Annotated in this window: 7 protein-coding genes; 2 read left to right on the top strand and 5 right to left on the bottom strand. The window is 44.8% G+C overall.

The window, feature by feature from the left end; genetic code table 11:
- Nucleotides 1-9: 9 nt before the first annotated feature.
- The 3 genes from KUA48_RS07310 to KUA48_RS07320 all read right to left on the bottom strand — a co-directional run bounded on the left by KUA48_RS07310 (nucleotide 10) and on the right by KUA48_RS07320 (nucleotide 5,915).
- Nucleotides 10-3,330, bottom strand: coding sequence for a SusC/RagA family TonB-linked outer membrane protein (locus tag KUA48_RS07310; protein ID WP_218432210.1), 3,321 nt, complete (start codon nucleotides 3,328-3,330; stop codon nucleotides 10-12).
- A gap of 423 nt (nucleotides 3,331-3,753) precedes the next feature.
- Nucleotides 3,754-5,214: a cell wall metabolism sensor histidine kinase WalK gene (locus KUA48_RS07315; protein WP_153080022.1), complete on the bottom strand. Its 1,461-nt coding sequence runs from the start codon at nucleotides 5,212-5,214 to the stop codon at nucleotides 3,754-3,756.
- 5 nt (nucleotides 5,215-5,219) lie between these two features.
- On the bottom strand, nucleotides 5,220-5,915 hold the full coding sequence (locus KUA48_RS07320; RefSeq protein ID WP_006848519.1) for a response regulator: 696 nt from the start codon (nucleotides 5,913-5,915) through the stop codon (nucleotides 5,220-5,222).
- A gap of 246 nt (nucleotides 5,916-6,161) precedes the next feature.
- On the opposite strand from KUA48_RS07320, the gene KUA48_RS07325 reads away from it, so the two are divergent.
- The gene (locus tag KUA48_RS07325) at nucleotides 6,162-6,416 is read left to right on the top strand and encodes a helix-turn-helix domain-containing protein (protein ID WP_117727489.1); all 255 of its coding nucleotides are present in this window, start codon (nucleotides 6,162-6,164) and stop codon (nucleotides 6,414-6,416) included.
- 52 nt (nucleotides 6,417-6,468) lie between these two features.
- Here KUA48_RS07325 and KUA48_RS07330 read toward each other — a convergent pair whose 3' ends face one another.
- Nucleotides 6,469-7,680 (bottom strand): NADP-dependent isocitrate dehydrogenase, encoded by a 1,212-nt coding sequence (locus tag KUA48_RS07330; RefSeq protein WP_218432212.1) that lies wholly within the window; start codon nucleotides 7,678-7,680, stop codon nucleotides 6,469-6,471.
- Between the two features lie 299 nt (nucleotides 7,681-7,979).
- Nucleotides 7,980-8,834, bottom strand: coding sequence for an OmpA family protein (locus tag KUA48_RS07335; RefSeq protein WP_217744068.1), 855 nt, complete (start codon nucleotides 8,832-8,834; stop codon nucleotides 7,980-7,982).
- A 439-nt stretch (nucleotides 8,835-9,273) separates the two neighbouring features.
- Between KUA48_RS07335 and purL the strand changes: the two genes are divergently transcribed.
- Nucleotides 9,274-13,002 (top strand): phosphoribosylformylglycinamidine synthase, encoded by a 3,729-nt coding sequence (gene purL, locus KUA48_RS07340; RefSeq protein ID WP_217756241.1) that lies wholly within the window; start codon nucleotides 9,274-9,276, stop codon nucleotides 13,000-13,002.
- Nucleotides 13,003-13,066: the final 64 nt, after the last annotated feature.

Genomic DNA, 13,066 nt, shown 5'->3' on the forward strand with positions numbered 1-13,066 from the left:
TCTCTTTCTTTAAAGTCCTACTCTTAATGTCAATGTAAACTGACGTGGCATTGGGGTTGCCACACCACCAGTGTTGAAAAACTCAGGATCCTGTCCGTGCAACTTCTTGTCTGAATAAATCAAGAACAAGTTAGTAGCCTGAAGTTTCAAATTTACGCTGTTCAAGCGAAGGGCCTGAATCCACTTGCCTGGGAAATCATAAGCCAAAGAAATCTCCTTCATGCGAATGAAATCACCCTTAGCTACGCGAGCCGTAGAATAGTTATATGCATTATAAAGATAACCAATATAATTGTCATTCTGCTTCATGCGCTGGTCTGCTATGACTGGCACATCCGTATAAGCTTCATCACCGGCTTGAGTCCAACGATTTATAAATTCCTTTGGCATGGCAGTCATGTCTGAGTATGAAGAACTGAAAGCTGGATCAAGACGTACTTTATTTCCTGCAGCGTATGTAATGAACACATTCAGTTTTAAACCCTTATAAGAGAAGGTATTTCCGAAACTTCCGTTAATGGTTGGGTCTGTTGGACCTTCATACTTCAAGTAATCTGTTGTAGTTGACTGGAAGTAGAGATCGCCACCATAGCTTGTCTCCTCGCCATCCTGATTCACAACGATAGGCAGACCCTTATTGTTCAATCCCTTGAAATCAATAGAGAACAAAGAGCGAACAGGATAGCCATTCATTGTGAAACCGGTACCTGTAATCATCTGCATGATGTTAGCACGTGAATCCAAGTCGGTTACAGTATTCTTTGAGTGAGAGAAAATGAAGTCGGTACTCCATTTAAAATCCTTGGTCTCAATGTTGCGAGTGGAAATAGTCAACTCCTCACCATGTGAACGCATACTTGCCACATTGGCATATTTATAGATCTCACCACCAATACCCATGGTACGCTTAGGACCAATCAAATCATAATTGTTGCGGCGATACCAATCGAAAGTCACATTAATGCGGTTATTCAAAAAGCCCATATCCAAACCGAGGTTCAACTCATGCTTCTTTTCATAGGTCAAATCATCATTACCCAAGCGATAAATCTCAAGTCCAGTCTCCTTGTCACCGGCAAATGGACGCCAAGGGTTGTAACTCTGTATCACTACCAACGAGTTAGAAACGGAAGCAGGACCTCGATCAGCTGTCAATGAATATGATGCTTTTAATGTAAGATGAGAAAGAACTGGATTTAACTTAGTAAACCAACTCTCCTCATGAGCATTCCATGCTCCAGACACGTTCCAAGTAGGCAACCAACGAGCTGAACGACTCTTACCCAACTTATTGGAACCCTCATAACGAATGGTACCATTAATTGTGTAGCGACCCTTATAAGAATAGGTGGCAGTACCAAAGAAAGAAGCCTCACGCTGATATGAATTATCCAAACTATAATATTGACCATTCTCCTCCTCCAACTGCTTGAAGAAGTTATAGTTGAAAGCAGGGAGATACCCCATATCATACTGCATGCCAACGCCATTAAAATAAGAACGGCTACGGTCGAGTGAATTGATTTCCAAACCACCGAATAAGTTCACGATATGGTCTTTGTTGTATACATCATTATAGCTAGCTGTCGCACGGAAGTCCCAGCTATTCATCTTATATTTGGTCTCACGATAAAAACCACCCTTTTCCAATACAGAGAATGGCAAAGAGTTTGCCTTGTCTGGATCGGTATACAGCCATGGGTTTGCATCACGCATCGTAGCATCATCCATCGCACGATAGGCCCAAGCCTGATTACTCTGGTCAGTAATGGTAGCGGCATTGGTCGTTGTAGAATACTTGTAAGCGCCCAATACTGCGAGTTCTACTTTAGAGATTGGCTTATATTTCAATTCGCCCTGGAATTTCATGTCAACCACATCCAAACTCAAATAGTTGTTTTCCAATTCACGGAAAATATTGAACGGAGCATAGTTACGCACATAGAGTTCATTAGGATCCATGGTACGAGAAGTGTTCAACGCATAAGAATATGGGTTGATATCAAAATCACGAGACACCTCACCTGTCACATTATTTACAGACTGTGAAGTAGTACCAGGAGCGCGCTGCTTACGATAGGAAGCATTAGCTATGGCATTGAAAGACAATTTCGTCGAAATATTGTAAAGAGCATTTACATTGGCTGTATAACGCTGTACCTTGCTCTGCTTAGACCATCCTGGATCGTTCATCACACTGAAAGATGTATAATACTGAGCCTTATCGGTACCAGTAGACATGCTGACGGAATGATTCTGGGAGATACTATTACTGAAGAGTAAGTCAAACCAGTCGGTATTTTGGTATTCAGCCTTCTGGAGATAGCTATTCATCGCCTCCTCAGTATTAGGCAATCCAAAAGTTCCCGTCTTCGAATCATATGTATTCATCAGGTGATACATCTTGCCAAAGACACCACTGTTAGAAGCACGAAAACTCTTTTCAAAAGAGAAATAACCATCGTTGTACATCTCACGATATACACCCATCTGATCCTGAGAATTCATGATATTGAAATTGCGGTAGCTTGGCTTCAAACGCATGGTGAATTCACCAGTATAGTTGATACGGTTTGTACCAGCTTTACCTTTCTTGGTTGTAACAACGATGACACCAGCCATGGCACGTGCACCATAAATAGAGGTAGCAGAACCATCCTTCAGAATCTGGAAACTTTCAATATCATCAGCATTCAGACCTGCTATGGCTGAAGATATAAGGGTCTCAGCGTTACCAGAAGACAAATCATCAGCATCAACCTCAGTTACGTCCTCCATGATAACACCATCTACCACCCAAAGAGGTTTTGAGCTACCATAAATAGAAGTAGCGCCACGCACACGAATCTTTGGAGCTGTACCGAAAGTACCTGAGACGTTCTGCACAGACACACCGGCCGCTTTACCTTCCAAGGCACGACTGATGTCTGCGACACCATCCAACTTTGTCTTGTCGCCAGAAATTTTTGTAGTAGCACCAGTAAACAAACGCTTATCCATCTTCTGCATACCCGTTACAACCACCTCGCCCAAACTCTTGTTATCTGCCTTCAGGCGGATAGTCATCTTGGCGGCTGGAGTCAAGGTCTGACTCTGCATACCGATGTAGCTAACTACAAGTTTCTTACCAGCAGGTACCTCCAAAGAGAAGTGACCGTCAATATCGGTGACGGTACCTGTACGTGCCGCTCCGACGACTACGACAGATGCACCGATGACAGGTTCACCATCTTCCTGAGAAACTACGGTACCTGTTACTTTCGTTTGAGCCAATGCCCCCCCACATAAAAGGAAGAGATTGACTAACAAGAAAAGCAATCTTTTTTCCATAAAATCCTCTCTTAAAAATTAAACAACTCTTATAACTTTATATAATTATTTTTTCTCTTCTTACACTTTTTTAAATCTCTCTCATTACTTTACGGGTGCAAAGATAAGAAAAAGTATTGAATTAATGCAAACTTTATCGATATTTTTATAGAAAAAAGTTAGTTTTTCTTGATTTTCGTCAATATTTAGAAATATCGTCTATACTTTTAACAGAAAAAAGTCAGAAATAATAAATTTAAGCAAAGTTTACAAAAGAAAACAAAAATGTTTTAAAATACAAAAAAGGCAAGGTTTCTGTAAAACCTCATTCAGAAGTTTCTCAGAAGTCTTGCCTTTCTTTACCTATATTTACTACTTAAGTACCTTTATCAGCCACTTGATTATTTATATTTGCCGCTTAGATATTTTATTCAAAAAACATTTTTATTTCTTAAGCGTAAATTCAAACTTCAAGCCGCCTTCCTGCTGATTGCTCACACGGATGGTTCCGCCATGCAGGAGAACGGCATTCTTGACGATAGCAAGACCCAAACCGGTGCCACCCATCTTGCGGCTGCGTCCCTTATCTACCCGATAGAAACGCTCAAATAGACGGGAGAGATGCTCGGCAGGAACACCCTGACCGTTATCACTGAAGATGAAATGCCACTTATTGCCCTGCTCCTTGGCACTCAACGTTATCTTACGCCCTTCACCGGCATAGGCTATGGCATTGTCGGTAAGATTGCGGAACACACTATAGAGCAGACTGCGGTTACCCTTCACGATAATATGCTGGTCGGGAAGAAGATTCTCGAAAGTCATCTTGTGTGACTCTCTTTCCAGCGCCGTCTCACGGGCTATTTCACTCACCATCTGCGTAATGTCTACCGCCTCGAAATCTAGCATATCCGAACCGTCATCCAACCGGTTCAGGGTAGAGATGTCGCGGAGCAGAGAGGTGAGACGCTCGCTCTGGGCATAACAGCGCTGCAGAAACTGCGACTTCATCTCTTCGTTGATATGCGGATTGTCGAGTATCGTTTCCAGATAACCCTGGATACTTGCCACAGGAGTCTTCAGCTCGTGAGCTATATTCTGGGTAAGCTGCCGCTTCAGTACATCCTGTTCACATCGGGTGGTCTGTATGCGCTTATACATCTTGATGATACGCTCGGCTATCTCGCCCAACTCATCGTTAGGGAACTTGGCGAGATCTTCCACCTCAAGACTCTCGTTGTGATCTGCCTTATAAGCAAAGATGCTCAGTTTGGAGACATTCTTACCCAGACGGTCCGTAAAACGGTAGAGCACGATGGTAAGCAGAATGACGGCTACGATGGCAAACCAGATGAAATGCTGGTCAGCCTGCAGCGATTTTGCCAAATCATTATTGTAAGGTAGTGCCGTACGGATGATGAGCTTGCTTTCCGGAAAATAAGAAGCCACATAGAAATAATCATGCTTCAGGGTTTTAGACTGTCGCTCCACGCTTGAGCCTACCCTGTTTTTCAAGGCCTCTGCTATTTCCTCACGTTTAGCATGGTTGGCAAACTGATCATAGTCGGAACTCATGTTGTCATAAATCACCTTACCGTTCGGGCGCACCAGCGTAACACGAAGGTCCTTGCTTTCATGTTCGCGTACAAAAGCCTTCAACTTCTCATGAGCCACAATCACATCCCTATTGTGAATGCTATCCTGCAGAATAATTCCTTCACCAGGAGAGAGCGCCAGATCTTCTGCCAACAGTTCATTATAATTTTCCAGCTTGATAGTAAGCGTACCTATTTTATACTGCTTCTCTCGTGCCTGCTGGAACACGATAAAACTGACGGCGAACACAAGGAACACCGCCAGTACACTGAAGTACAACTTCCTACCTACACTATTTAACTTAAACATTTTAATTACGCATCAAAATAATAACCAAACCCCAGACGGGTAACGATGCACTTGGCAAATTTACCAATCTTCTTTCTCATACGGGTGATGTTGACATCCACCGTGCGGTCGAGTACCATCACATCCTTAGGCCATACCCGGTCGATAAGTTCCTGACGTGAGAAGACCTTGCCGCGCTCTTCGAGGAAAAGACGCAGGAGTTCGAACTCGGTCTTGGTGAAAGGGATTGCCTCACCATCGATGCTCACCGTCTTCTTGTCCAGATTCAACTGCAGTCCCTGATAGTTGATGATCTTCGATTCATCAGCATCACCAGCCTGTTCAGCCGTACGGCGCAAGACGGCACGCACTCTGACCATCACCTCTCGGATAGAGAAAGGTTTCGAGATATAATCATCGGCACCGATATTGAATCCTGTCACCGTATCGTTTTCCGTATCTCGGGCTGTAAGGAAGATAATCGGAACATTGGCTGTCATCGGATTGCCCTTCAACTGCTTAGCCAGCTGGAAACCGCTCATTCCTCCCATCATGACGTCCAGTAGCAGCAGATCGAACGAAGCGATGTCCATCTCCAAAGCCTCTTCTGCCGAATTGGCTGTTTCTACTTCATATCCTTCTGTTTCGAGATTGAATTTCAGAATCTCACACAAGTCTTGCTCATCATCAACAACAAGTATTCTTTTCATATTCTCTTCCATATTTCATGTTATTTAAAATACCGCTGCAAAATTACGACTTTTCTTTCGTAATAAGCGTTACATTCAGTTACAATTTCGTGACATTTAGTTCTTTAGAGAAAAAAAATATAAAAAAACGAGTATTTTGTTACACATTTTAACTTAGTGTTCCAAATTCGCTACATGTTTCTTTGCTAGTTAGAAACAGAAATACTACTTTTGCACCCGATATAACTATAAGTGAGCATATAACACAACTGAAAGAGTATGAAAGATAAAGTAAATGCAATTCCCTTAATCGGTGAAATCATCAAAGAGGAATTAAACAAGCAAGGCAAGACCACAGTATGGCTTGCTGAGCAATTAGGCTGCCATCGTACTAATATATATAAGGTATACGGCAGAGCCACTATAGATACGGGTATGCTTTACCATATCTGTCAGTTGCTGAACATTGATTTGTTTAAGGTTTATTCAGACGCTTTGCGTAAACGCAAGAAAAAGAATCAAGATTTAAACTAAAAATAACTAAAACAATAAGACCTGAGGTTAATCACCCCAGGTCTTATTGTTTTTATGCCAATCGCTTTTCCAGACGCTCGCGGATGGCAGCGATAAAGCCGGCAGAGTTTACAGCCTTAGCCTCAACACCTTCCATCAGGTTTACGAGATCCTTGGTAGCGATACCATCATTCAAAGTATCGAAACATGCAGCCTCCAACTGGTCGCCAAAGTTCTGAAGTTCCTTGATGCCATCCAGTTCGCCACGCTTTCTCAACGCACCGCTCCATGCAAAGATTGTAGCCATCGGGTTGGTAGATGTATCTTCACCCTTCAGGTAGCGATAGTAGTGACGGGTCACGGTACCGTGTGCTGCCTCATACTCATACTTGCCGTCAGGAGAAACCAATACAGAAGTCATCATCGCCAGAGAACCGAAGGCTGTACTGAGCATATCGCTCATCACATCACCGTCATAGTTCTTGCAAGCCCATATAAAGCCGCCCTTGCTGCGGATAACACGAGCCACTGCATCATCAATCAATGTATAGAAATACTCGATACCGAGTTCTGCAAACTTCTCTTTATAGTCGCTCTCATATACTTCCTCAAAGATTTTACGGAACTGGGCATCATAAGTCTTAGAGATGGTATCCTTGGTAGCAAACCAGAGATCCTGCTTGGTATCAATGGCAAACTTGAAGCAGCTGTGAGCAAAGCTGCGGATACTCTTATCAGTATTGTGCATGCCCTGGATAACGCCAGCACCATCGAAAGAATGAATCTCTATCTCCTGCTTCTTGCCGCTCTTACCCTCGAACACGAGTTTGGCTGTACCTGGCTCATCAGCACGAAGTTCCACGCTCTTGTATACATCGCCGTAAGCATGACGGGCGATGGTAATAGGCTTCTCCCAGTTCTTTACACAAGGGTGGATGCTTGGGATGGTGATAGGAGCACGGAATACGGTACCGTCCATGATGCTACGGATAGTTCCATTAGGGCTCTTCCACATTTTGTGGAGTTTATACTCGTCCATACGCTGTGCATTAGGAGTGATAGTAGCACACTTCACAGCCACGCCATATTTCTTAGCCGCCTCAGCAGAGTCGATGGTTACCTGGTCATTGGTCTGGTCGCGACAAGGCAGACCGAGATCATAATACTCAGACTTCAAATCAACGAAAGGAAGAATCAGTTCGTCCTTAATCATCTTCCAGAGAATTCTTGTCATCTCATCACCGTCCATCTCTACCAATGGAGTTGTCATCTTAATCTTTTCCATAACACAATATAATGTATAATTAATAATTTACAATGTACAATGATCAGGGCAGCCAAGTGTACCCTTGATATTTTGCCTGCAAAATTAATAAAAATAATCAAGAAAAGAAAGGAAATTAAGAATAATTCTAGCAAAATGATAACAAAAAGCACTTTTTTACGTACTTAAAACATAAAACCTGTATATTTATACCTAAAAAGGCATCAATGAGCCCGAAAACTCACTGATGCCTCTACTTATTTACTTTTTTACCCTTTTACCTTTTTACCTTTTTACCTTTTTACCTTTAAATAGTCTTTTTACTTCTCCTCTGGAGCCTTGTCGATCAAGTCCATGAACTGGTCGAGCTTAGGAGTGATGATAATCTGAGTGCGGCGGTTGCGCTGCTTGCCTACCTCTGTATCGTTAGTTGTTACAGGGTTGTACTCACCGCGGCCACCAGCAGTAAGACGCTTAGGATTTACACCGAAGTGATCCTGCAAGTACTGAACAACAGAAGCTGCACGGAGAGCAGAGAGGTCCCAGTTGTTGCGGATATTCTTCATCTTGGCACTTGTAGTGCTTACTGGTACGTTATCGGTATTACCCTCTACGAGCACGTCGTAATCCTTGTAGTCTGTGATGATCTTAGCAATCTTGCTCAATGTTTCCTGAGCACGGCTGTTCACCTCATAGCTACCACTCTGATAGAGCATATTGTCAGCCAGAGAGATGTAAACTACACCCTTCAGAACCTGAACATCAACCTCCTTCATCTCTTCCTTGCTCAAAGAGCGGGTCAGGTTGTTGGTAAGAACCATGTTGAGCGAATCGCTCTTGCTCTTTACCTCAACCAGGTGGCGGATATACTGGTTGCTCTCGTTAATCTGGTCAACGAGTTTCTCAATGCTCACATTGTTCTGGCTTGCATTGTTCAAACTCTTGTCAAGTGAGCCTTGCAACTTAGCGTAATCGCTCTTTGCAGTAGCGAGCTGCTCCTGGGCTGCTGCCAGACTAGCCTCTGTAGCTGCCAATTTCTCCTTGGTAGCCTGATAGTTACTTGACAATTCCTTATTCTCATTCTGGCAATTCTGAAGATCTTTCTTACTTGCACAGCTTGTAGCCATCAGAGCTACAGCCATCATTGCCATTACCATTAACTTTGTCTGTTTCATATTCTTTCTAATTTAAATTTTCTTGTTATTATTAATTGATTATAGTATATTCTGCGTCGTTTACTACCTTTTTTATATTAGAGTTCTCCCGGCTTTTATCCGTTATCCGGAAGCTTCTACATCTTAGGGCATTCAGAAGCTGATTCACTTCTTTCTGCTGCAAAGTTACAGATAAGACTCGAATAAACACCATTTGTCAATTGCATTTAGACATTTTTAACCTCTAAATCTTTATTTATCACCTTTTTAACCAAAAAAGGCAACTGAAAGCACTTTTCTTACGGCAAAGCTGTCAAATGTAGCCTCTAAAGGTAAGAATAGCCCAAATCTCAACAAAAAAAACATAAAAAACAGTGTTTTATTTTGTAGTGTCTTGAAATTGCACTATCTTTGCACTCGAAAAGAAATAAATACATTAATAATATAAAAGAAAGCAAGTATGATTCTTTTTTTTAGAACTCCATCTAAGAGTGTGATTGCGACCGAGATTGACCACAAACCATCTCAGGACGAAATCAATGAACTTTGTTGGCTTTATGGTGACGCGACTTTAGAGGACGCCCAGCAGTTGCAGGGCTTCTATGTCGGCCCACGCCGTGAAATGATTACTCCTTGGAGTACGAATGCCGTTGAGATTACTCAGAACATGAGTCTTAACGGCATTTCGCGTATCGAGGAGTACTTCCCTGTAGATAGCGAAAACGCTGAGCACGACCCTATGCTCCAGCGTATGTACAACGGTATCGGACAGGATGTGTTCACCGTGAACCACCAGCCAGAACCTATCAAGTACGTCGATGACCTCGAGAAGTATAACGAGGAAGAGGGTCTTGCCCTCAGCGAGGACGAAATAGCTTATCTCCACAAGCTGGAGAAAGAGAACGGACGCCCTCTCACCGACAGCGAAATCTTCGGTTTCGCACAAATCAACTCAGAGCACTGCCGCCACAAGATCTTCGGCGGCCAGTTTATCATCGACGGTAAGGAGATGGAGTCTTCTCTCTTCAACATGATCAAGAAGACCACCAACGAGAATCCTAACAAGATTCTCTCTGCTTACAAGGACAACGTGGCTTTCTCTCAGGGTCCTGTTATCGAGCAGTTTGCTCCAGCCGATCAGACTACCAGCGATTTCTTCCAGGTGAAGGATATCGAGAGTGTTATCTCTCTGAAGGCTGAGACCCACAACTTCCCTACTACCGTAGAGCCTTTCAATGGTGCTGCTACCGGTACGGGTGGTGAAATCCGCGACCGTATGGGTGGTGGTGTAGGTTCATGGCCTATCGCAGGTACCGCCTGCTACATGACTGCTTATCCTCGCTTGAAGGATGACAACGGCAAGAGCGATGTTGAGCGCGACTGGGAAGACATCATGCCAGTGCGTAAGTGGCTCTATCAGACTCCAGAGCAGATTCTGATCAAGGCTTCCAACGGTGCATCAGACTTCGGTAACAAGTTCGGTCAGCCTCTCATCACCGGTTCTGTGCTTACATTCGAGCACGAGGAGAATGGTGAGAAGTATGCATACGATAAGGTAATCATGCTTGCTGGTGGTGTAGGCTACGGCAAGAAGCGTGACTATAAGAAGGGCGAGCCACAGAAGGGCAACAAGGTGGTCGTAGTAGGTGGTGATAACTATCGCATCGGTCTCGGTGGTGGTTCTGTTTCTTCTGTAGATACAGGCCGTTACAGCAATGGTATCGAGTTGAACGCTGTTCAGCGTGCCAACCCTGAGATGCAGAAGCGTGCCTACAACCTGGTTCGTGCACTCGTTGAGAACGATGAGAACCCAGTAGTCAGCATCCACGACCACGGTTCAGCCGGTCACTTGAACTGTCTCTCTGAGTTGGTAGAAGAGTGCGGTGGCGAAATCGACATGTCTAAGTTGCCTATCGGCGACAAGACTTTGAGCGCCAAGGAAATCATCGCCAACGAGAGCCAGGAGCGCATGGGCTTGCTCATCGACGAGAAGTATATCAGCGAGGTTCAGAAGATTGCCGACCGTGAGCGTGCTCCAATGTACGTGGTTGGTGAGACTACAGGCGATGCTCACTTCAGCTTCAAGCAGGCTGACGGCGTAAAGCCATTCGACCTCGATGTAGCTCAGATGTTCGGTCATACTCCTAAGACTGTGATGGTAGATGAGACCGTAGAGCGTAAATATGAAGATGTAACTTATTCTGCAGATAACCTCGACGAGTACTTGCAGCGTGTTCTCCAGATGGAGGCTGTGGCTTGTAAGGACTGGTTGACCAACAAGGTAGACCGTTCCGTAACAGGTAAGATTGCCCGTCAGCAGGGTCAGGGTCAGATTCAGTTGCCACTCTCAGACTGTGGTGTCGTAGCACTCGACTACCGTGGCGAGAAGGGTATCGTAACAGCAATGGGTCATGCACCTCAGGCTGGTCTTGCCGATCCTAAGGCAGGTTCAGTACTCTCTGTAGCTGAGTCATTGACCAATATCGTATGGGCTCCATTGGCAGATGGCATGGACAGCATCAGCCTCTCAGCCAACTGGATGTGGCCTTGCCGCAGTCAGAAGGGTGAGGATGCCCGTCTGTACGAGGGTGTGAAGGCATTGTCAGACTTCTGCTGCGCCATCCACGTAAACGTACCAACAGGTAAGGACTCTCTCTCTTTGACCCAGCAGTATCCTAACGGCGAGAAGATCATCGCTCCGGGTACCGTTATCGTAAGTGCTGGTGGTGAGGTTTCAGATGTCAAGAAGGTGGTTAGCCCAGTTCTCGTTAACGACAAGAACTCTAGCCTCTACCATATCGACTTCAGTTTCGACGAGCAGCGTCTCGGTGGTTCTGCTTTCGCTCAGAGCCTGGGCAAGGTGGGCAGCGATGTTCCTACCGTCAAGAACCCAGAGTACTTCGTTGACTGCTTCAACGCCGTACAGGAACTCATCAACCGTGGTTGGGTAATGGCTGGTCACGATATCAGCGCCGGTGGTTTGATTACAACTCTCCTCGAAATGACATTCGCCAACGTAGAGGGCGGTATGAAGATCAACCTCCACGACATCGCAGATGCCGACATCATCAAGACTCTCTTCGCAGAGAACCCAGGTGTTGTCATCCAGGTAAGCGATGCTCACAAGGACGAGTTGAAAGCATTCTTCGATGAGAACGGTATCGGTTATGCCAAGATTGGTTATCCAGCTCCTGAGCTCCGCAAGATTATCATCAAGAAGGAAGGCTTCGAGCACGAGTTCGATATCGATGCTTTGCGCGACGACTGGTATAAGACATCTTACCTCCTCGACCGCAAGCAGAGCATGAACGGTATGGCTAAGAAGCGTTACACCAACTATAAGAAGCAGCCTATCGAGATGAACTTCGGTTATGGCTTCAAGGGAACCCTCGCTAGCTACAGCCTCGACGCTAACCGTCGCAAGCCATCTGGCATCAAGGCAGCTATCATCCGTGAGAAGGGTACCAATGGTGAGCGTGAGATGGCATACTCTATGTATCTCGCTGGCTTCGATGTAAAGGATGTGATGATGACCGACTTGATTTCTGGTCGTGAGACTCTGGAGGATGTGAACTTCATCGTATTCTGCGGTGGTTTCTCTAACTCCGATGTTCTCGGTTCTGCCAAGGGTTGGGCTGGTGCATTCCTCTACAATCCTAAGGCTAAAGAGGCACTCGATAAGTTCTATGCCCGTGAGGATACCCTTTCACTCGGTATCTGCAACGGTTGCCAGCTGATGGTTGAGTTGAACCTCATCAATCCTGAGCACAAGCATCGTTCACACCTCTGCCACAACACATCCAAGAAGTTCGAGAGCACATTCCTCGGTTTGACCATTCCTCAGAACGACAGTGTGATGTTCGGTAGCCTGAGCGGTGATAAGCTCGGTATCTGGGTAGCTCACGGCGAGGGCCGTTTCTACTTGCCTGAGCCAGAGGATCACTACAACATCATTGCGAAGTACAACTACGCTGAGTATCCAGGTAATCCTAACGGCAGTGACTACAATGTAGCAGGTATCTGCTCTGCAGATGGCCGCCACTTGGCTATGATGCCACACTTGGAACGTGCCATCTTCCCATGGCAGAACGCCTGGTATCCAGCTGATCGCCGCAACGACGAGGTTACTCCTTGGATTGAGGCATTTGTCAATGCACGTCAGTGGATTGAAGAAAGAGTAAAATCATAGTTAAAAGTTAATAGTTTATAGTTGAAAGCAAGATTGCCGTAAACTATAAACTATAAATTATAAA

Origin of the sequence: Segatella copri (assembly GCF_019249795.2) — a bacterium.
In the GTDB taxonomy this organism is placed as follows: domain Bacteria; phylum Bacteroidota; class Bacteroidia; order Bacteroidales; family Bacteroidaceae; genus Prevotella; species Prevotella copri_B.

Excerpts from the sequence above, each read along its gene's own strand:
- KUA48_RS07335 (WP_217744068.1), bottom strand. The coding sequence starts at position 8,834 with ATGAAACAGACAAAGTTAATGGTAATGGCAATGATGGCTGTAGCTCTG.
- KUA48_RS07330 (WP_218432212.1), bottom strand. The coding sequence starts at position 7,680 with ATGGAAAAGATTAAGATGACAACTCCATTGGTAGAGATGGACGGTGAT.
- KUA48_RS07315 (WP_153080022.1), bottom strand. The coding sequence starts at position 5,214 with ATGTTTAAGTTAAATAGTGTAGGTAGGAAGTTGTACTTCAGTGTACTG.
- KUA48_RS07325 (WP_117727489.1), top strand. The coding sequence starts at position 6,162 with ATGAAAGATAAAGTAAATGCAATTCCCTTAATCGGTGAAATCATCAAA.
- KUA48_RS07310 (WP_218432210.1), bottom strand. The coding sequence starts at position 3,330 with ATGGAAAAAAGATTGCTTTTCTTGTTAGTCAATCTCTTCCTTTTATGT.
- KUA48_RS07320 (WP_006848519.1), bottom strand. The coding sequence starts at position 5,915 with ATGGAAGAGAATATGAAAAGAATACTTGTTGTTGATGATGAGCAAGAC.
- purL (WP_217756241.1), top strand. The coding sequence starts at position 9,274 with ATGATTCTTTTTTTTAGAACTCCATCTAAGAGTGTGATTGCGACCGAG.